The organism is uncultured Aquimarina sp., assembly GCF_947496855.1.
Taxonomy (GTDB): domain Bacteria; phylum Bacteroidota; class Bacteroidia; order Flavobacteriales; family Flavobacteriaceae; genus Aquimarina.
Map to the genome: position 1 here is coordinate 129,404 of NZ_CANMED010000006.1, position 21,674 is coordinate 151,077.

The 21,674-nt window shown below is 30.9% G+C and carries 16 protein-coding genes; 15 read left to right on the plus strand and 1 reads right to left on the minus strand.

Translation table 11 applies throughout. From position 1 onward, the window contains the following. Nucleotides 1–154: 154 nt before the first annotated feature. Nucleotides 155–763, minus strand: a complete 609-nt coding sequence (locus Q0921_RS17995) for a superoxide dismutase (RefSeq protein ID WP_299259341.1) — start codon at nucleotides 761–763, stop codon at nucleotides 155–157. Between the two features lie 203 nt (nucleotides 764–966). On the opposite strand from Q0921_RS17995, the gene Q0921_RS18000 reads away from it, so the two are divergent. The 15 genes from Q0921_RS18000 to Q0921_RS18070 all read left to right on the plus strand — a co-directional run bounded on the left by Q0921_RS18000 (nucleotide 967) and on the right by Q0921_RS18070 (nucleotide 21,465). After that, nucleotides 967–4,119, plus strand: a complete 3,153-nt coding sequence (locus Q0921_RS18000) for an exodeoxyribonuclease V subunit beta (RefSeq protein WP_299259343.1) — start codon at nucleotides 967–969, stop codon at nucleotides 4,117–4,119. A 284-nt stretch (nucleotides 4,120–4,403) separates the two neighbouring features. After that, a complete protein-coding gene (locus Q0921_RS18005; protein ID WP_299259345.1) occupies nucleotides 4,404–5,798 on the plus strand; it encodes an OmpA family protein in 1,395 nt (464 codons plus the stop codon). A 72-nt stretch (nucleotides 5,799–5,870) separates the two neighbouring features. Further along, nucleotides 5,871–8,606, plus strand: a complete 2,736-nt coding sequence (locus tag Q0921_RS18010; RefSeq protein ID WP_299259347.1) for a PD-(D/E)XK nuclease family protein — start codon at nucleotides 5,871–5,873, stop codon at nucleotides 8,604–8,606. Between the two features lie 2 nt (nucleotides 8,607–8,608). Further along, nucleotides 8,609–9,457, plus strand: a complete 849-nt coding sequence (locus tag Q0921_RS18015) for an alpha/beta hydrolase family protein (protein ID WP_367183349.1) — start codon at nucleotides 8,609–8,611, stop codon at nucleotides 9,455–9,457. Between the two features lie 57 nt (nucleotides 9,458–9,514). After that, nucleotides 9,515–9,802 (plus strand): hypothetical protein, encoded by a 288-nt coding sequence (locus Q0921_RS18020; RefSeq protein ID WP_299259349.1) that lies wholly within the window; start codon nucleotides 9,515–9,517, stop codon nucleotides 9,800–9,802. 74 nt (nucleotides 9,803–9,876) lie between these two features. Then, nucleotides 9,877–12,270 carry a TonB-dependent receptor gene (locus Q0921_RS18025; protein ID WP_299259351.1) on the plus strand — a complete coding sequence of 798 codons (2,394 nt, stop codon included), beginning with the start codon at nucleotides 9,877–9,879 and terminating at the stop codon, nucleotides 12,268–12,270. A 12-nt stretch (nucleotides 12,271–12,282) separates the two neighbouring features. Beyond that, complete coding sequence (locus tag Q0921_RS18030; protein WP_299259353.1) at nucleotides 12,283–12,855, plus strand: type 1 periplasmic binding fold superfamily protein; 573 nt, start codon at nucleotides 12,283–12,285, stop codon at nucleotides 12,853–12,855. 802 nt (nucleotides 12,856–13,657) lie between these two features. Next, on the plus strand, nucleotides 13,658–15,301 hold the full coding sequence (locus Q0921_RS18035) for a tetratricopeptide repeat protein (RefSeq protein ID WP_299259355.1): 1,644 nt from the start codon (nucleotides 13,658–13,660) through the stop codon (nucleotides 15,299–15,301). Nucleotides 15,302–15,532: 231 nt separating this feature from the next. Continuing rightward, nucleotides 15,533–16,264, plus strand: a complete 732-nt coding sequence (locus Q0921_RS18040) for a hypothetical protein (protein ID WP_299259357.1) — start codon at nucleotides 15,533–15,535, stop codon at nucleotides 16,262–16,264. A 17-nt stretch (nucleotides 16,265–16,281) separates the two neighbouring features. After that, entirely contained in the window at nucleotides 16,282–16,569 is a 288-nt protein-coding gene (locus tag Q0921_RS18045) for a hypothetical protein (protein WP_299259359.1), read from the plus strand. 129 nt (nucleotides 16,570–16,698) lie between these two features. Next, nucleotides 16,699–17,253, plus strand: a complete 555-nt coding sequence (locus tag Q0921_RS18050; RefSeq protein ID WP_299259361.1) for a hypothetical protein — start codon at nucleotides 16,699–16,701, stop codon at nucleotides 17,251–17,253. Continuing rightward, nucleotides 17,240–17,857 (plus strand): hypothetical protein, encoded by a 618-nt coding sequence (locus tag Q0921_RS18055; protein WP_299259363.1) that lies wholly within the window; start codon nucleotides 17,240–17,242, stop codon nucleotides 17,855–17,857. The genes Q0921_RS18050 and Q0921_RS18055 overlap by 14 nt, the downstream gene beginning before the upstream one ends. Nucleotides 17,858–17,934: 77 nt before the next feature. Beyond that, nucleotides 17,935–18,201, plus strand: a complete 267-nt coding sequence (locus tag Q0921_RS18060) for a hypothetical protein (protein ID WP_299259365.1) — start codon at nucleotides 17,935–17,937, stop codon at nucleotides 18,199–18,201. A 173-nt stretch (nucleotides 18,202–18,374) separates the two neighbouring features. Further along, a complete protein-coding gene (locus Q0921_RS18065; RefSeq protein WP_299259367.1) occupies nucleotides 18,375–18,947 on the plus strand; it encodes an SMI1/KNR4 family protein in 573 nt (190 codons plus the stop codon). 25 nt (nucleotides 18,948–18,972) lie between these two features. Beyond that, nucleotides 18,973–21,465, plus strand: a complete 2,493-nt coding sequence (locus tag Q0921_RS18070) for a WG repeat-containing protein (protein WP_299259369.1) — start codon at nucleotides 18,973–18,975, stop codon at nucleotides 21,463–21,465. The last annotated feature ends 209 nt before the right edge of the window (nucleotides 21,466–21,674 follow it).

Here is a 21,674-nt window from a genome sequence, read left to right on the forward strand (position 1 = left end):
CATAAGTAGGTTAAGTTCATGGTAGATTTGGGGCAAAAAAAGGTGGACTTTCCACCTTTTTTTATTTTAGAATAGTTTGTAAAACATATATATAAAAAAAGAGTCATAAATTTTATGACTCTTTTTCTTTATTATGATAAATATTGAATATAATCTATTTTCCTTGTGCGTATCTTATAGAAACTTCATCCCAATTAATTACATTAAAAAATGCACCTATATAATCAGGACGACGGTTTTGATAATTTAAATAATAGGCATGTTCCCATACATCAAGACCCAAAATAGGAGTTCCGCCACAACCAGTACCTGGCATTAATGGATTATCTTGGTTTGGAGTAGCGCAAACTTCTAATTTACCACCTTCCTGAACACATAACCAAGCCCATCCAGAACCAAATTGTGTTGCTGCTGCATTAGAAAAAGCTTCTTTGAACGCATCAAAAGAACCAAAAGCACTATTGATAGCATCACCAAGCTCGCCAGAAGGAGTTCCACCGCCATTAGGAGACATAATTTCCCAAAACAAACTATGGTTATAATAACCGCCACCATTGTTTCGGACAGCGCCATTAGATTTGTCTAGATTAATAAGAATGTTTTCTATAGTCTTACCTTCAAGATCAGTTCCAGAAATGGCTGCATTCAATTTATTAGTATATCCAGCATGATGTTTATCATGATGAATTTCCATCGTACGAGCATCTATATTAGGTTCTAATGCGTCAAAGGCATATTTTAATTTCGGTAATTCAAATGACATAATCTATTTTTTTAGTTAATAAGAAAAAAATGAAACCAAATTTAGGAATAAGAGTGATGAATAAAAATTAATATTTGTTATAAATTAATTAAATTCAAATTTTTGCGAACCCCTTTCTCCGTTGAACTTGAGTTCAATTTATTTTTAGTGGTTATTAATACATAAAAACTACTCTTTTTTGATACTTTAGTAAAAAAACAGACTTGAATTCTCAATATCCTTTCACTATTTATAATGCAGCTGCAGGAGCTGGAAAAACGTATACCTTGGTTAAGGCGTATTTGGTTGCTCTTTTAACAGGAGAGTATAAGGATGCTTATAAAAATATTTTAGCAATTACGTTTACGAATAAAGCAGTCGCTGAAATGAAAACCAGAGTTATAGAAAATCTGGTAGGTATTCGCAGTGCTGAAATTTCATCCAAATACGAGTTGTTATTAAACGATATTATCCAAGAAACGGGATTAGAGAAAGAGGTAGTAAAACAAAAAGCAGATAGAATCCTTAAAAGTATTCTACACAATTATGCAGCTTTTGATATCGTCACGATAGATACCTTTACGCATAGGGTGATTAGAACATTTGCAAGGGATTTAGGGATTCCGATGAATTTTGAAATTGAAATGGATACAGAATCATTAATAGAAGAGTCTGTAGATGCAGTCATAGCAAAAGTAGGAGAAGATGCAGTCTTAACAGAAACAATTATTGATTTTGCTTTAAGTAAATTAGAAGATGATAAAAGTTGGGATATTACCATAGAGCTAAACAAAGTAGCTAGGCTTTTGTTTAGTGAAAATGATCGAGCACACTTAAATAGTCTTTCTAATAAAACAGCGAAGGATTTTGATGAATTAAAAAAGCAATTAATATCCAAAATCAAGAATCAAAAAGAAAAGATTGTAAAAACCTCTGCGGATATTCTAAGCCTTATCACAAGTAATTCTTTAGATTACAAGGATTTTTTCAAAAGCTACATTCCTCTTCATTTTGTAAAACTTTCTAAAAAAGACTTTAAAATAAATTTCTCTTCTGCGTGGAGGCAAAATATTGAAACTACAGACTTTTACACAAAATCTCTCAATCCTGATAAAAAAGAATTGATAAATAGTATTCGGCCGCCAATTGAACAAGCGTTTTTAGAAACAAAACAACAAATACTAGACATAAAGTTATATGAAAATATAACAAAGAACCTTACGCCTCTTTCTGTGCTGAATGTTATTAATAAGGAGCTTCAAAAGATCAAAAAAGAAAGGAGTATCTTATTAATATCAGAATTTAATAAGATTATTAGCGAAGCAATTCAAGATCAACCTGCTCCTTTTATATATGAGCGATTAGGAGAGCGATACAGAGATTATTTTATAGATGAGTTTCAGGACACATCAGAACTACAATGGAATAATATAGTTCCTTTGATAGATAATGCTATTTCTTCAGAAACCTTAAGTGGTAAAAGAGGGCAATTAACTATAGTTGGTGATGCTAAACAGGCTATCTATAGATGGCGGGGAGGAAAAGCTGAGCAGTTTATAAATCTTTCTTTAAATCAAAATCCATTTTCAGTTGAAGAAAAACAAGTACTTAATTTGCCTAAAAATTATCGAAGCCATCAAGAGGTCATTAAGTTTAATAATGATTTGTTTACACTTTTATCAAACGACTTTAGTGACGATCTGCATAAGAAGTTATATTTATTAGGTAATAATCAGGAGTATAATGATAAAAAAGGGGGTTACGTGCAACTTTCTTTTGTAGAAGCTAAAAATGTTGAAGAAGAAAATGAAATATATCCAGAAAGAGTATATGAGTCAGTGTTAGAACTTAAGAAAAAGGGATATTTACTAAATGAAATTTGTATTCTTACCAGAAAACAAAAGGAAGGAGCTGTTATTGCAGATTTTCTTACTGAAAAAGGAATGTCTATTATCTCTTCAGAGACACTATTGCTTAAAAATGATCCAAGAGTACGTTTTATTGTTGATATGCTTACCTGGTTTGTGTACCCAGATGAGTTGTTGTCCAAAACCAACGTTTTACATTTTATAACAGAAGAGTTTTCAATATCGGAGAAACACACCTTTTTAAAAAAACTGGTATTCGCTGATAAAAAAACATTTTGTGATGAGGTTGAATTGTTAGGAGTTGAGTTTAGTTTTACTCAATTGGACATAAAACCTCTTTATGAAGGGGTAGAGTATATTATAAATAGTTTTAATCTTACATCAGTATCACCGGCATATGTACAATTTCTCTTAGATGTAATATTTGGATATACCCAAAAACACGCTGAAGGTATTATCGGTTTTTTGTCATATTGGGATCATAAAAAAGATAAGCTAAGCATAATTGCTCCAGAAGGAGAAGAGGCAATTCAGATAATGACGATACATAAGGCTAAAGGTTTAGAGTTTCCCTGTGTTATCTACCCATACGCAAACATTGATATTTATAGAGAAATAGAGCCTAAAACCTGGTTGCCGGTTGCAAAAAAAGATTTTAATGGTTTCCGTGAGGTGTTTGTTAATTATAATAAAGAGCTTTCTGATTATGGGGTGCAAGCAGAAAAAATCGTTCAAGAACGACAATCACAACTAGAATTGGATGCTTTTAATCTATTGTACGTTGCCTTAACCAGAGCAGAAGAACAATTATATATTATTTCTAAAGCAGAAATAAATAGTAAAGGAGAGGGTAATTCAAATAAGTTTTCAGGAAAGTTTATTAATTATCTAAAACATATAGGTGCTTGGCATAATGAACAATTATCATATGATTTTGGTGATCCAGAAAAACCTTTTAAGGAAACTGTATCTATAAAGTCTAAAACAAAGAATATAACACTTACTAAATTTGAGAATTCAAGAAAAAAACGCAAAGTACATATTGTTACCAATTCAGGAAAACTTTGGGATACATCACAGGCCGCTGCAATAGAAAAGGGTAATCTAATACACGAACTAATGTCGTCTATATATTCTCATAAAGATCTGGATAAAGTTGTAGAAAGTGCTTTTGAAACAGGAATGATTAGTTTTTTAGATAGAGAAACACTCCATAATGAGTTAAAAATGGTTTTAGATCATCCAGAACTCTCTAAATATTTTTTAGAGGATAAACAAGTGTTAAATGAAAGGGAAATTATCTCAAATGGACGCATTTATAGGCCAGATAGAGTTATAATTGATGCCCAAGGAGAGGCTGCAATAATTGATTATAAAACAGGGGAACACAGTGCTTTGCACGGAAATCAGTTAAAGGAATATGGCTTACTTCTTCAGAGGATAGGATATAAATTAAATAATCAGATATTGGTGTATTTTAATGACGGGATTACTTTAAAATATGTATAAATAAAAAATATTTTAGTAATTACTAGTAGAAATTTATTGATAAAAAATATTTTTATCTTATAATTGTACCGTAATTAAGGAAATTAGAACAGTAGGTTTCAGCTTAATACGGCAATTTTTTCACATTTGAGGGGGGCTTAAAGATTTAAAATAGAACTTTAAAAACTTCGCAAAGGTCGATATACACTGGCCTATTAAGAAAAATTTATTAGTTTTGTCTTTGACAGTAATTTTTAACATATTACATTTGCTCTAATTAACACTTAAAAATTAAATTATTGAATATGAAATATCTTAGCAGATTTTTAGTGGCTTCGTTATTAGTACTTGGGTTTAGTACTGCGAATGCACAGGATGAAAACAACCCTTGGGCAGTATCGATCGGCGTTAATGCTGTTGATATCTTTCCTACTGGAGGAGATTTACCTAACCAAGGTGAAATCTTTGACGAGTTTTTTAACGCTACTGACCACTGGAATATTCTTCCATCTGTTTCTAAACTATCGGTTGGTAGATATATAGGAGATGGTTTTACTTTTACCGCTGCTGGTTCAGTTAACAAAATTGATAAATTAGGAGAAACTCCTGATGGAACTCAAGTTACAGCTGAAGACTTATCTTATTATGCAGTAGATGGAACGATAAGCTATAGCCTTAAAAACGTTTTGAAGTCTAAATGGTTCGACCCTTACTTAGGAGTAGGTGGTGGTTACACTTGGGTTGATGAAATTGGTGTTGGAACTCTTAATGGTTCTTTTGGATTAAACCTTTGGGTGACTGAAAATTTAGCTTTCAATTTACAAACTACTTATAAGCACGTATTCGAAGATTACGAGATTAGTAACTATCCTCCAACTCACTTTCAACATTCTGCAGGAATTACTTTCGCTTTCGGAGGTAAAGATACAGACGGTGACGGTGTATTTGACAAAGATGATGAGTGTATCGATGTTCCTGGTTTAGCAGAATTTAACGGATGTCCTGATACTGATGGTGATGGAATCACTGATGCTAAAGATGACTGTCCTGATACTGCAGGTACTGCAGAATTTAACGGATGTCCTGATACTGATGGTGATGGAATCGCTGATCCTAAAGATGATTGTCCTACTGTTGCTGGTTTAGCTAACTTAAATGGATGTCCTGATGCTGACGGTGATGGAATCACTGATGCTAAAGACGGTTGTCCTAACGAAGCTGGTCCTGCTGCTAACAACGGATGTCCTTACCAAGATAAAGATGGTGACGGAGTATTAGACAAAGATGATAATTGTCCTGATGTTGCTGGTACTGTTGCTAACAACGGATGTCCTGAAGTAACTGAAGAAATTCAGAAAACTTTAAATGAGTATGCTGCTCAAGTATTGTTTGATTCAGGTAAAGCAACTATAAAAGATCAGTCTACTAAAGTATTAAATGATATTATCGGTATCCTTAAAGAGTATCCTACTGCTAAATTCGTTATCGAAGGGCATACAGATAGTCAAGGTAGAGAAGCAAATAACCAGAAGCTTTCTGATTCTAGAGCAAACGCTGTTAAGACATTCTTAACTAGTAACGGTATCGATCAGTTCAGATTATCTGCTGTTGGTTATGGAGAAGCAAGACCAGTTGCATCTAATAAAACTAGAGCTGGTAGAGCACAAAATAGACGTGTAGAGATCAACTTAGTGAAGTAATTATTTTTCACTAAATAATAAATATATAGACAAAACGTCCCGATTATTCGGGACGTTTTTTATTTTTAATGGGTGGATAGTTTTTTAAAAGAAGTTATATCAGAAGTACAAAAAAAAGATCACAATATAAGTGAGCTTATTTTTATACTACCTAGTAAAAGAGCAGGGCTTTTTCTTAAAAAGGAATTGCTAGAAAAGTATACGGACCAAACTTTTTTTGCACCGATAATTCTTAGTATAGAGGAGTTTATCACACAATTATCTGGATTACGTCAGATTGATGCTACACAAACCTTATTCGAGTTTTACGAAACCTATCTTACAACACATACCCATTTAGAAAAAGAAAACTTAGAGACATTTAGTAGCTGGGCTCAAACCTTGGTGTATGATTTTAATGAAATCGATCGTTATTGCATTGATAACGAAAGCTTTTTTTCATATCTCTCAGGGATACAAGATCTAAATCACTGGTATCTTCAAAAAGAAAAAACTGAACTTATACAGAACTACATTAGTTTTTGGAATAACCTATCTGATTATTATACCAATTTTAAAACCAAACTTCTAGAAAAAAAGATTGGTTATCAAGGATTGTTGTATAGAAAAGCTTCAGAGAATATAGGAGGTTATATTAAGAATAATGACCAGAAACATGTTTTGGTAGGTTTTAATGCGCTTAATAACGCAGAGCAAGTCATTTTTCAATCATTGTTAGAAGCTAATATTGCTGAGGTATATTGGGATGTCGATACGTTCTTTTTAGAAAATAAATATCACGAAGCTTCTTTGTTTTTAAGAGATTACAAAAATCAATGGAATTACTATAAAGAACACCCATTTAAATGGATTAGAGATAATTTTTCATCTTCAAAAGATATTAAACTAATTGGAGTTCCTAAAAATGTTGGCCAAGCAAAATTAGCTGGTCAAATACTTAGAGCTATTCCATCTGCTAGTATTGAAAAAACTGCATTGGTTTTAGCTGACGAATCATTGCTACTGCCAGTTCTAAACTCATTACCCGAATCAATTAATTCACTCAATATTACGATGGGATTACCTCTAAAAGATGTCCCGGTAGCTTCATTTTTTGAGTTGTTATTTAAACTTCATAAGGCTGTAAATTCTAAAGGACTATACCATAAGTCTGTTTTGGAGATTCTAAATAGTCAACCTAGTTATTGGTTATTAGGTTCTTTGACTAATCAATTAATTACAAAGATCTCAAGAGAAAATCTTATTTTTATTTCTTTAGAAAAATTGCAAGATGAAGCTAGTGATCTAGACAGTGAAGTTTTGGAAATATTATTCTCTCCTTGGGATAAAGCTTCAAAAGCCATAGAACAATGTAGGAGAATAGTTCAGTTATTAAAAGAGAGTTTAGATAAAGAGAAAGATTCTTTAGAACTTGAGTATGTATATCATTTTCATCTTGTTTTTAATAAACTATTGACTCTTAGTAGAAATTATCAATACATTACAACAGTATTTTCTTTATATCATTTATATAAAGATATCATTAACTCAGAGACACTTGATTTTAGAGGAGAACCTTTTAGTGGATTACAATTAATGGGGATGTTAGAGTCTCGGTGTTTAGATTTTGAAACAGTAATAATTACTTCTGTCAATGAAGGTGTACTTCCTGCAGGAAAAAGCATGAATTCTTTCATACCATATGATCTAAAGAGAGCCTATAGCCTTCCAACATATAAAGAAAAGGATGCAATATATACATATCACTTTTATCGTTTAATTCAGAGAGCTAAAAATGTGTATTTAATTTACAACACCGAGGATGAAGGAGTCGGAGGTGGTGAGAAAAGTAGATTTTTACATCAGTTAGAAATAGATAAAATACCAGCGCATCAATTATCTAAATATATAGCATCTTCTGAAGTACCTACGCTAAAAAACGATCCATTGGTTGTTGAAAAGAATGATGCTGTAATTAAAAAAATAAAAGAATTAGCATTAAATGGATTATCACCTTCTGCATTAACATCTTATATTAGAAACCCTATTGATTTTTATTATAAATATGTGTTAGGAATTAGAGAAAGTGATCAGGTAGAAGAAACTATTGCCGCAAACACCTTAGGAACAGTAATCCATAATACGCTGGAAAATTTATATAAACCGTTAGAGAATAAATTTATATCTATTGAGGACATTGCAAAAATGATTACCCAAATTGATGCTGAAATCAAATACCAGTTTCGGAAAGAGTATTCTAAATTAGATATCACCCAAGGTAAAAACTTACTTATTTTCGAGGTAGCTAAAAGGTATATTTATAATTTTCTAAAAGCCGAAGAGAAGATGCTGAAATCCGGGTCACAATTGAAAATTATTGCTATAGAAAGTAATCTAAAAAGAGAATTAAGGATTCCTGAGCTTGATTTTCCTGTTTTTATTAAAGGAAAAGTAGATCGCATTGATCAATTAGACGGAGAATTACGAATTATTGATTATAAAACTGGCAGCGTGACTAAAAGTGATGTGATTTTGATGGATTGGGATGTAATTACAGAAGATTACAAGTACAGTAAAGTCATACAAGTATTAGCATATGCGTATATGCAAGATAACCAACAATCACTATCAGAACCTTTTCAGGCTGGAATTATTTCTTTTAAAAATCTTAAAGAAGGATTTCTGAAATTCGGGACTAAAACATCTGTTAGAGGAAAAGTTGATTACGAAATAACAACTGAAGTATTTGATGAATATTTGTTACAACTAAAAAAATTAATTACAGAAATCTCTACTTTAGAAATTCCTTTTACAGAAAAAGAAGTATAGGTATGATTATAAATAAAAAGAATATCATTATAAATGGAAAACACCAAAGACCCATTCTTGTGGATGTTTTTTATAATGAAGAGAAAAAACAGCAGCCTATAGTTATCTTTTGTCATGGATATAAGGGATTTAAAGATTGGGGAGCTTGGGATTTGGTAGCGAATACATTTGCAGAAGCTGGTTTTTTTTTCGTGAAGTTTAATTTTTCTCATAATGGCGGAACGGTAGAGCAACCTATAGATTTCCCAGACTTAGAAGCTTTTGGTCATAATAATTATATAATAGAACTAGATGATTTAGAATCTGTTTTGGATTGGGTGACCGGTTCTGATTTTGAAGACAAACAATTTATAGATACTAATAATATTACGCTTATAGGTCATTCTCGAGCAGGTGGGATTACAACGATCAAAACTTCAGAAGATGCTAGAATTACAAAATTAATTACCTGGGCGGGTGTTTCTGATTATGAACAGAGGTTTCCAATTGGAACAGCCTTCCAAACTTGGAAAAATGATGGAGTATATTATATAGAGAATGGTAGAACCAAACAAAAAATGCCACATTATTTTCAATTTTACACATCATTTGTTGAAAACAAAGAAAGACTTACCATTTTTAAGGCTGCAGAAAAAATTAAAGTCCCCTATCTAATTATTCATGGAACAGAAGATCCTACCGTTAACTTACAAGAAGCTAAAAGTTTACATAGTTGGAATCCACAAAGTGACCTGTTTTTGGTAAAAGGAGCAGATCATGTTTTTGGAGTCAAACACCCTTGGGAACAAGAAGAAATACCTAAGGATTTAACAATAATCACTGAGAAATCAATAGCGTTTGCAATACTTTAACACACTTTAGTGATTGAATTTATAAAGATTTTGATTTTTTTTTGTTTATTTGCGATTGTGAAGACTAATAAAAGACATATCATAGCTTCTGTATTTCTGATAGTATTCAGTCTTATACAAGTATTAGATTTGCACGCCTTAAGTCATGATGCTAATGATTTAGAGTGTAAAATATGTCAATTAGCTGCAGAAAATCTAGATGATAATTTTGTTTCGGTAGACTTTATAGAAACACCAAAAGAGATTATTCTTCCATCAGATCATATTCAGATCAATAATATAACGATCTATTTTGATAGAGAAACACACTATTCTTTTCTCAATAAAGCACCGCCTGTAGCTTAAGCTATTAACCAATCAGGTTATTATACCTATTTACTATTGCTCATTGGCAATAGAGATCCTTTTTTATTTTTAGAATGAAACGAAACACATTATGTATTGTGTTTCTTCTAGTAGTCAATCATTTATTCGCTCAAGATTGTAATCAAACACTTTCTGGTCGTGTAATTGATTTCCACGATGGAGTGCCTCTAGAAGGAGCAACAATTACTTTTAATAGTACAACAATTAAAACTGATAGTAACGGGATGTATAAAATGACAGGGCTTTGTGCCACTTCTTATGCCTTTACCATATCACACGAGGATTGTAATTCTCAAGTGGTTACTATTAATATAAATGAGGTTTCAAATAAAGACTTTTATTTAGAACACCATTTGAACGAATTACTAGAAGTAAAGGTTTCTGGTAATAATAAGACTAAAACATCCTCTTCCCAAGAAGAGACTATTAACAAAGATGTTATCGAAAGATATAGTAGTGCAGCTTTAGGAGATGCACTTAGAGAGATTACAGGTGTTTCCTCTCTCAATACAGGCTCTACGATTGTAAAACCGATTATTCAAGGTTTAAGTGGAAGTAGAGTATTAATTATGAATAATGGTGTACGGATGCAAGATATGGAGTGGGGAGACGAACATGCTCCTAATGTAGATATCAATACGGCTGGTAATGTAACTGTAGTTAAAGGAGCAGCAGCACTGCGTTATGGAGGAGATGCTATTGGAGGAGTTATTGTTATGGAACCTAACAAAATTGCAGCAAAAGACACATTGTTTGGAAAAACTGTTGTTACCGGTGCTACTAACGGTAGAGGTGGAGCCATCTCTTCGGAGATAATTAAAGGATATGAATCTGGCTGGTTTTTGAAAGCGCAAGGAACATTAAAAAGATTTGGTGATGTAGAAGCACCTGATTATGTTTTATCTAACACCAGTATTTTTGAAAGAGGAGGATCCTTATCCTTCGGAAATAATAAATTTACTCAAGGTTGGGATGTGTATTATTCATATTACCAAAACGAAATAGGAGTTCTCGCTGCATCCCATATTGGAAATGCAGATGACCTTATTGAATCCATTAATAGTGGGCAACCATCTGTTATAGAAAATTTCACTTATACTATAGATAATCCAAAACAAGATGTTACACATCATCTGGGTAGACTACGTTACTTTAAAAGATTTGAGAAATTAGGTAAATGGACTACCCAATACGATTTTCAACATAACCAACGCTTCGAATTTGATATTAGACAAACTGAAGAGTTAAGAAAAATTCCAAGTTTAGATTTGGAACTTACAACACATACGCTGACTTCTGACTTCGTTTTAGATTCTAAATTTGATTATAATCTAGATTTTGGGATAGTAATGCGTTACCAAGATAATTTTGCTGATCCTAGTACAAGAGCAAGAAGATTAATTCCAGATTATGATAAATTTGATGCGGGATTATTCGTATCAGGTAAATACGATATCAATGATAATGTAACTATCGATGCAGGGGTTCGATATGATTATAACCAAATCGATGCTAAGAAATTTTATATAAAAACCAGATGGGAGGAGCAAGGCTACGATCAAGAATTTAATGATCTTATTATTGCAGATGAAGGTACACAATGGCTTACAAATCCAAAGTTTGATTATCATAGTATTTCGGCAACCACTGGGTTTAATTATGTTTTCGAAGATAGTTATGAGTTAAGAGGTAATTATGCACTAGCTCAAAGAGCGCCAAACCCTTCAGAATTATTTAGTGATGGTTTGCATCATTCAGCATCTCGAATCGAACTGGGAGATCTAAGGATTGATCAAGAAACATCTCATAAAATCTCATTTTCTTTTCAGAAAAATGATGAGAATTGGACTTGGGAAATTGCTCCTTATGCTAATTTTATTAATGATTATATCCTATTAGAACCTACAGATGTTGAACTCTCTATTAGAGGAGCGTTTCCCGTTTGGGAATATCGACAAACGAATGCGAGATTATTAGGTATTGATGCTAAACTGACTAAGAAATGGCATACTAATTGGCATACTAATCATCAATTTTCTTTGGTGAAAGGAAAAGATACTGAAACTAAAATACCTCTTATTAACATTCCTGCAGCTAATTTTAGAAATAGTATAGTTTTTCAAAAAGAAGATTGGATGGGCTTAGTGATGAGTCTTGAGAGCGATTATACCTTTAGACAAAATGAATTTCCCGATAATATCATTGTTTTTTCACCTCAAGAACAAGAAGATGTTCTTTTAGATATTAATACACCTCCTGGTGATTATCATCTTTTGCATATGAATGCAGATATTAGGACTCCTTTTTTTAAAGAAAATGAGTTGAATATTGGTTTAACCATAAATAATATTACAAATAATAAATATAGAAACTATCTGAACCGTCAACGCTATTTTGCAGATGAAGTAGGACGAAACTTTTTATTGAGATTAACTTTTAACTATTAAATTTTTTAAATGATGAACACACGTAAATTTTTATCAATGTTAGCAATCGCAAGTGTATTAATGTATTCTTGTTCTGACGATGATGACAACCCCGCAGTAGTAAATGAAGAAGAGGTTATAACGACTATGACGGTTACTTTAACTGCAGGAACAGATGTAGTTACCTTAACATCTCGCGACTTGGATGGACCTGATGGACCTAATGCACCTGTGATTGACATATCTGGGCCATTATCAGCCAATACAACGTATGCTGGAGAGGTAGTATTACTTAATGAAACTGAAACACCAGCAGAAAATATTAATGAAGAAATTGAAGAGGAAGCAGATGAGCACCAATTCTTTTTTGTGGTAGCGGGTACTTTAAACGCAACAACAATGTATACAGATACGGAAGCAGATTATCCGCCTAATACTGGAACTAATCCAGTTGGAATTACTTTTAATCTTACTACCACAGATGCTAGTACAGGTAGTTTTTCTGTTACGTTACGTCACCAGCCTACAAAGCCTAATGATGGAACATTAGCTGATGCTGGTGGAGACACAGATATTGCACAATCCTTTGATGTTACAATACAATAGGATAATAGAAATAAATTATAACAATTATAAGTTGGGTTTGTTTATAATATAAACAAACATTTTTTTCAAGATGAGACTCTTGAGAAGTAGTTAGCTCAGGAGTCTTTTATTTTAATTATCAAAAAAATAAACCACATTAATAAGCAAAATTGAAACAACCATAAATCATAGTATAATAATAAGTTGAGTTTGTGTATTTTATTATTAATACTGATTTGTTTCAATCTGAACCCTTGGGATATTTATCCTGAGGGTTCTTTTATCTATCGCGAAATTTTAACTATAAAATATGAAGTTCGGTACGAACTTTGATCAATTATCATCAAACAATTAGCGAGTTATTAGATTTTATAGAAAAAATCATTAAGAATATAGTAACAAATTAGAGAGAAAAGACACTAATATATAGTAAAGCTTGATTTTTAGTGAGTTAATCTCAAGAATTTTAATGAGGTATTAAGGCATCGTTAAATGTGTATTACTACTCTAAATTCATTTAAATATTTGAAGATTAGCTCTTATATTCGCGGCGTAAAAACCTAACCAAAAAAACAGCAAAATTGAAGCAATCATAATTATGTATAAGTTGAGTTTGTGTTAAATATTATAATTTAGTTTCAATTCAGACCCTCAGGAAGTAGTTAGCCTGAGGGTTGTTTTTTTTAATAGATTACAAATCAACATATTTTAACTTATTTGGGAAGCATGAACAAGGAATGCTAAATCAAATTATTTTCTAAAAACAGATATTCATCATACATTTGTTTTATACTTCAGTTTATCACCAGTTGATTTTTAATAAATGCGTATTCTACTTTACATAATCCTTGCTTTTATACCATTTTCTTTAATTGCGCAAAATGAACTAGATACAATTACTACAGTTAAAGAAGCTAAATTCAGTTTGTCTATTGATAGTATTTCTAAATATCAACAGTTGTCTGTAAAAGCTCATCAGAAGGGAAATTTTAAAACCTTTAAAGAATATTGTGAGGCTATTTTAGAGATTGCCAATAAACACGAATTAGATGATTTAAAGAACCAAGTCTTAGTGAATTTGGGGATTTATTATAGTAATGTCGATCAATTAGATAAAGCTATCGAAAAGTACTTAGAAGTTTCAGATAACCTAAGTAAACTTCCCGAAAACAAAAGAGCAGAGCTTATAGTTTTAGCAAACCTAGGTAATTTATATAATAAGATAAAAGAATATGATAAGGCGATTGCCACTATGAACGAAGTGGTTGCAGTTGCGTCAACAATAGATGAATCCGAGCATTATTTGATGATGGCTTATAATGCTTTAGGAATTGCTGCCTCTAGTAAAAAAGAATATTGCGAATCAGTAACGTATAGTTTGAAAGCTAAAGATCTAGCAGTGAAACTAAATCGTAAGGGTGCTATTATAAGTATTCTTTTAAATTTAAGCGATAGTTTTCTAGCATTAGAGGAGTATGATAAGGTAGTTTTTTATTGTAAAGAAATATTAACCGCCATTACTGAAGAAGATTCTAAAAAACATCAAGCGACTGCTCTAATACTTATAGGAGATGCTTTGGTTCGTAACAACGAACCATCGGAAGCTTTTTCGTATCTAATAGAAGCTAGAGATCTTGCTATTTCTGGAAATTTTTTTAAAATACGAAAAAACGCTCATAAATTACTTGCTAAAGTATATGAGATTAAGGGAGATTTCAAAAAATCTTTAGAAGAGCAGAAGTACTATACTGTGGCTAATGAAGAATATCTTAATACGCTTTCTAAAGCCCAAAAAAAACAATTAGAAGTAGAATCAGAAGAGAAGACAGAATTATTAACCGAGCAAACAGAAGAACTTAAATTTCTTGCCAGAGAAAAACAGATATACTTGTTTTTTGGGTTTGTATTATTGATTTTATTAATAAGTTCTTTTGTAATATATAAGAAAAAAAGGAAAAGACTTATATCTGAATCTTTGAGTTTAAAAGCAGATAAAGAGCTATTAACAAATGAAAAGGAAGTATTACAGGTAAAGTTAAAAAGGATCGCTAAGAATACTAAAAACAGAAAAAACACTAATATTACTTCTTATCAGAATTCTTCACTTACCCAAGACGATCGAAAATTGTATATGCAACAAATCTTGGATTACATGGATAATAAAAAACCATATTTGAATCATGAGATTAAACAATCAGATATAGCAAGTGACTTGTCTATGAGTGTTCATCTTTTTTCTGAAGTATTGAATGTGTGTTTTCATAGAAACTTCAATAGTTTTATTAATTTATACAGAGTAAGTGAGGCAAAATCACTTATGAAAAACCCTAAATACGAACAGTATAAAATTTTATCTATTGGTTATGAAGCAGGTTTCTCAAGCAAAACTTCATTTAATAGGGTTTTTAAAAACCTAGTGGGCTCGACACCTTCAGAGTATCAAAAAAAACATATTATTTTAGATTAAGTGTACGTTTCGTATTAAGTCTGCTCTCCCCTAATTTATAACTGTGATTATAACAGTTATAGGTTTCAAATTATAAGATGGAACCATTTTTACAGTATTTCTTTTTAACATTGGAATGTCGTAATTAATAAGGTTTAATATGAATCCGACGAACATTAAATTGTCGATAAGATGGCCTTAATATAAATTCGAAAGTTTTTTTGATGAGATTAAACCAAGAAGAATACACCAATGTTAAGAAGGAAAGAGTTTATAGAACTGTATAAAAGTTTCGAGAGTAAGTTTGTATCTCCATATAGTGAAACAAGGGAACTGATAAAAGTACAGTTATATAAACAGATAGTATCTTCTAGAATATCAGTAAATATAAAAAAGAAGCCATTGGTAGTCTTTTATTTTGCATCTAACGGAATCGATATTCCTAAGGAAGATTGGACTTATGAAATGAAGCAAAGCGCAAAACAGTATGCGATGGATTATCCGGTGCCAGGTGCAGAAAAGAAATATTCTCGTTTTGGAAAAGTTACAAACGCTGTAGCGGGTATAATAGTCGTATTGATATGTGTAACTATTTTTTATTATTTTAATCAAAAAGCAATTAAGCTTAGAAATGATTTTGTTGAATTTACAAGTTTGCCAAAAATAGGAGATAAATATTATGGATCTATTACTCAGTCCGTATCTGATTCGGATGTACCAGAAAAAAGTTATGGTTGGATAAAAATAATATATGTGAATCCTTCTGATAGTATTATTAGTTATAGAACAAGCTTCGATTTAGGAGAAGTTACTTTTAATACTTTAAATACGGATTATACTAATTTTGAATTTATAATTTTTGAAGGTAAGTTTGAAGTTACAGCAGATCGCGAAATAAAGATTATATCACCAGATGAAAAAATGAGATTCGAATCTCAAGTGATTCGTGAGAATACCAGAAATTATAAAATATCAGCGTATTAAGTAAAATCGATAAATCTATGAAAGTGCCATTTTATGTTTTTTTGACCTTTACTATACTGTTGTTAGGTTTGTTTATCTATAATGCATTTTTTGCGTATCATGGAGCGGATGGTCTAAGCGGTTTTTTTGAAGGTATTATACTTGGAGCAGGCTTTATACTGTGTATGATTATTACGATATCATTTGGTAGTATTGCTTTTCTTCCTAAAGCTTCAGTAACGAAACGTTTTATTGTTGCAACAAGTCTTTCTATTCTGGGTATTATAATATTTCTGTCAACATTCATATTGTTAGGGACTACTTAGATGATAGAATTAATAAAAGAAACTTAGATATCAATAGTACAAATGTCAATTTATAATTTGAAACTCTTTTAACTATAAAATTAACCGTTTTAAACCATTTCATTTTTGATTAATTTATGTTTAGAAACTATGAGAAGAATTTTTAAAAACACAATAGTAAAAAGTAAACACATTTTTGTGTTATTAGTAATATGTTTTCAAGCTTGTAATCTGCATACACCGGAAAATTATTTTGGTAGAACAACTTTAAACACTAATAGGTATCATAATTTAGGTGCTAGAGATTTTGCAGAAATGAAATCTTCTAAAAAAGCAAATATGCTATACGGTAGTTTTGATGAGGGAGAATTTAAAACTACGGATAGTTATGAAACCCATATAAGAGGAATGAAAATGACCTTTTTAGATGAAGATATTAAAAAAATTAAAGAACTAAAAGTAACTTCAGAAACAGAAGACTTGATAAAAACCTCTTTAGAAGTTTTCGAGCTTGTGCAATCAATTTATGAAAATGATTATATTAAAATTGCTAAATTGATGGATGATAAAGCTTCATCTGAAGATTTAGATGCAGCTATGAAAAAATTAGAGCGTTCTGTTAATCAATATTATGTAAAGCGGGAAGCACTTATGGGAATAGCAATCCCATACGCAAAACAAAATAAAATAGATGTTAGGTTTTAAGAAGGATTATGCCGTAATAATTACCATAATCGTCATAATAGTATCTTGTACTTCGCAAAATAAAAAGATACAAATTACAGATGAAAAAGATACTGTTTTGACTGTAAATCAGAATCAGTTATCTCCATACGAGGAGTATTTGAATAATTTTCGGTTTGAGAACGGAACAGATACGTTATTAGTACAGCGAAAAAGCAGAATATTTTATTGTGGTACGGGAGCTATGGAATATTATGATGAGCTAAAGAAAAATGGGTTAGAAAAATACTTTGAGAAGTATAAGGATTTAGTTGAATATCCTACATTTTCTAAAAAAATAGAAACGAACAATAAAACAAAAATACTATGGGTGAATCGCGGTAACGAAGGTGAACTTATGCAATTAGAAAATAAGACTATTCGTGCTAATAAGGAATTGGAGAAAAGACTTTTTGAAGAAAAAGCTTTTGTTCAAATTACCGAAAACCCTCTTACTATGGACAAGGTAGAAATCTATACAACGATTTTTTATCCTGTATCAAACAAAACCGAAAATTTAATGCACATTATCATTAAAAATAAAGGAGAATGGAACATAAAACTATTGAAAAGAGAAATTAGGTAAGATGATAAATAGAAGTATGATTAGTTTTGATTTTGGTTTCCTGTAACAATATCGACTCTAAGACAATCGAAAAAAACATGAATTCTTCTAATACAGAGATATATGAATACGATTTAGGTTTCTTTGGTGATGAAGAAGGTTCTTGGATTCACAAACAAGCAAAACATTTTGAAATAAGTGAAATAAAACGAAATCATAACACTGGCCAGCATTTATACATATATAAACCGAAAGAAGGATTTACAGGTACTGATGTTGTAGAAATTGAAACAAATAAAGGCTCTAATGGAGCAAGTTTTGGAACTAAAAATTTGTTGAAAATTGTATTTAATTTAAGTGATTAAGAAGCTAATATTAGGGCAGGAGCTGATCAAGATTATATAAAGTAATTCTAATAACTGTTTTTAAGAAATATGTAGTTTTTGCAAAATGCTATATTTTAAAGTACCTAGTAAACATGAAACGGATAGTGTTATTGTTCTTCTTATTTGTATTTATAAACTGTACTGATAATACGATGAAAACTGAAATAAAGAAATTAGATAGTAACTTAAGAGAAAAACGTCCTGAATATTATAGTAAACTTCAGAAACCATTATCAGAAGCCGAAATTTATGATTTAGAAGTTAAATACAGCATTACATTACCAGAAGATTTAAAAGAACTTTATTTATGGAAAAATGGACAAGAATATACTTGTTATGAATCATTTGTAAATAATTCACAATTCGAACCGTTGGAACAAGTATTGTCTGGAAATCAGGAATTAACTGAGATGATAGGGTATGATTTTGAAATTGAAAATTGGTGGAATAAAAATTGGTTACCAATATTTAGCAATGGCGGCGGAAGTTATATTTGTTATGATACTGAAGGTATTTTTACTAAACAAAAAGGACAATTAATAAGCTATTGGAATGAATATAATGACAGAAATGTAATTGCTCCAAGTCTATTTGATTTTATTAAAAGTTTGAACGAATACTACAAAGAAACTCCAGCATCAGAGTTTGATGAATATTTTAATATTACTTCAAAAATCTCAAAATGGAAAAAAGAATTTATCGTCGACAAGCGTATCGCACAATGAATATTATAAATAGAAATATAGTAAAATGCCAAAATTTCCTTTTTCAAAATTATTGACTTTCGGTTTTATTTTTTTAGCACTTTGTAATTCATATGCTCAAGAAAATCAAGAAATTATACCAACAAAAGGATACTATATTATAGATAGCCTTTCTCACGATATCCCGAAAGATATTATGAAATCTATTAATTGGAGTCTCCCAATAGATTCGTTGTCAAAAAAATCTTATTATTTTTTAGAGACTGATGCAGCAGAAGTATCTTATATCAGTGCCTATACTACTCAGAAAAAGAAAAAAGATCGCATCGATTTTCAGAAATTAAAAATCCTAGATGATTCTGATAACGCATTACATCTTATTGATCAAAGCAGGTTCATTATTGAGTTAACGATGAATTTATCATTAACTAGTTCTGCCAGATATTATATAAAATTAAATTTAGGAAAAGTATCTGAGAATGATAATAAGTTACGAACTATTAAAGCCAAGATCGAAAGTTTAAATAACAAAAAGAAAAAGGAGCAAGATAAATTTACGCAAGATTTTTTATATGAAGAGAAAAGAACTGTAGATGGATACGTAACCGCTATTGAAGTAAGTGATTATGGGATTTCAATTCCATTAGAATATACGTCCAAATATCTCAGAGAATCTGGAGAAAAGACATCGCTATATTCATTGAAAAAAGATAGCCTTCTCGGTGGAATTACTTTAGGAAAATACAAAGATCATTTTTATGGTCATATGAATGTAGGTATCATAACATCTAAACAACCTGTTACTATAGCAGATTATATAGCGGTGGCTCCAAATTACAGACAAGAGGTATTCTTTAAAGATGGTGATTTAATATTATTTAAGTTTTTTAATGAGTTTAGATTTATTGGTGTCAAAAAAATAAATGACCAAACTTATGCTATTGCAGAAGCCGAAAGCCAAAACAAAAATATAGAAGAGTTAAAAGAGTTTTACCGTATTTTTAATTCAGTGAATAGTATCTCAGAAGTAAAAACCTTAGATCTAAAATCAGTTTTCTTACAAGTAGCACCCTTTTTACAAACCGATAAGGAAAAAGAACTATTTAAAAAGATAGAAAAAGAGGTGAATAATAGCTTAAAAGATAAAATGAGACCAGATCATTTTGTAGAGAAACGGTTGCCAAAAAGCTTTTATTTAGAGGAGTACAATACATATTCGGTAGTTTTTTCGATAACAAATGTATCAATAGATAAAAAGCTACAGGAAATTATACAAAGCTATCCCGATGCATCTATTATCATACAAACTAACAATAGTATCGTATTACAAACAAAAGATAAAATATATAAACCTTTTGTCCTTAGAAAGTATCAAGGGTATACTTTACTTTTCCAAATTAAAGAAGACTCTTTTTCTAAGAATGTTCCCCTAAAACTTGCTGTTAAATTTTATCAGGTAATAGAACGATTAGAATTAGGAATCTATCCTTTAAAGAAAGAATTGAAATCATATTTCAACAGATTCCGATCAGCATACAGAGATAGGATTGATTCTACATATATTTTTATAAGTGACGAAGGTTGGGATACCAAAGGAGTTCTTTCTGATAAAGGAAAAATTATTTTACCAACAAAATATGAGAATATTAGAAGTTATAAGCAAGGGTTTTTGTTAACTATTGATAGTCTTGTAAACAAAGAAAATACAGAGACAAATAAAAAGAAAGAATATACCGGATGGGCAAATAGAAAAGGTGAAATTGTTTTAAAACCTAAATATGAAAGTATATACCCTATGGAAGAAACATCTTTTTTGAAAGTTAAAGATTCTCTGTATGGTCTATATGATATGAACAAGAAGCAATATATCATACCTTCTTCTTATGAAACAATAAGTTTTCATAAAGAAGCACAGCGTATAGAACTTAAAAAAAAGAGTAAAGAATACTATATGGCAGATTATACAGGAAGAATAACTCATAATAAACCATTTACAAGTATTAGAGTTTTAGGTAAGCAGGCTCCGATAACATTTATGGCAACCAGAAATCATAAGGACTTCTTTATCGATCACAACGGAAAAAAGTTAGATAGTAATCAATATGATATGTTATATCCTCATTATAAAGAAAAGGTGGTTTATTATAGAATAGGATCTTATGGTTCTGTAGATAAAAAAGATGGATATTTAGATTATCAAGGGAATATAGTGGAAGAGTTTTCGAAGACATGTAAGGATATTGATAGAAAAATTGTAACTCGTCCGAACGAAGTCTTTATTGCTGATATAAACGGAAATAGATTGCACAAAAGATCTTTTAAAAGTGTATTCAGAATTCCAGAAAAACGATTATTTATAGTTACTGAAAACAGAAAGAAGTTTATTGTTAATGACTCTGGTGTACCTATTAATAAGAAGAAATATGACGGACTATTTCCTGTAGTTCCAGAAAAAAGAATTCTTTATAGGATAGGAAAAAAAGGATCGTCGGAGGTAAAAGAAGGATATTTAGACTTTGATGGAAATATTATGCAATAAATTCAGAGAATAATGAAATCGAAAATATTAGGAATACTAAAGCAAGATATTGGAAACTGACCTTTAGAAAAGGATTGAATAGCTATGAAACCAATAGCAACCCCTTTTTTTTGAAAACAAGGAGGTTCCATATCGATTGGATTTTATAGAGTTTTCCTATAGAGATCTAAATATAGTGGATCAAACACTTTCGAGTTTTATGAATATTG

Bases quoted from the DNA above. Each gene is read 5' to 3' on its own strand.
- Q0921_RS18055 (WP_299259363.1), top strand. From the start codon at position 17,240: ATGTTAGGTTTTAAGAAGGATTATGCCGTAATAATTACCATAATCGTC.
- Q0921_RS18045 (WP_299259359.1), top strand. From the start codon at position 16,282: ATGAAAGTGCCATTTTATGTTTTTTTGACCTTTACTATACTGTTGTTA.
- Q0921_RS18050 (WP_299259361.1), top strand. From the start codon at position 16,699: ATGAGAAGAATTTTTAAAAACACAATAGTAAAAAGTAAACACATTTTT.
- Q0921_RS18005 (WP_299259345.1), top strand. From the start codon at position 4,404: ATGAAATATCTTAGCAGATTTTTAGTGGCTTCGTTATTAGTACTTGGG.
- Q0921_RS17995 (WP_299259341.1), bottom strand. From the start codon at position 763: ATGTCATTTGAATTACCGAAATTAAAATATGCCTTTGACGCATTAGAA.
- Q0921_RS18065 (WP_299259367.1), top strand. From the start codon at position 18,375: ATGAAAACTGAAATAAAGAAATTAGATAGTAACTTAAGAGAAAAACGT.
- Q0921_RS18030 (WP_299259353.1), top strand. From the start codon at position 12,283: ATGAACACACGTAAATTTTTATCAATGTTAGCAATCGCAAGTGTATTA.
- Q0921_RS18060 (WP_299259365.1), top strand. From the start codon at position 17,935: ATGAATTCTTCTAATACAGAGATATATGAATACGATTTAGGTTTCTTT.
- Q0921_RS18040 (WP_299259357.1), top strand. From the start codon at position 15,533: ATGTTAAGAAGGAAAGAGTTTATAGAACTGTATAAAAGTTTCGAGAGT.
- Q0921_RS18025 (WP_299259351.1), top strand. From the start codon at position 9,877: ATGAAACGAAACACATTATGTATTGTGTTTCTTCTAGTAGTCAATCAT.
- Q0921_RS18015 (WP_367183349.1), top strand. From the start codon at position 8,609: ATGATTATAAATAAAAAGAATATCATTATAAATGGAAAACACCAAAGA.
- Q0921_RS18035 (WP_299259355.1), top strand. From the start codon at position 13,658: ATGCGTATTCTACTTTACATAATCCTTGCTTTTATACCATTTTCTTTA.
- Q0921_RS18070 (WP_299259369.1), top strand. From the start codon at position 18,973: ATGCCAAAATTTCCTTTTTCAAAATTATTGACTTTCGGTTTTATTTTT.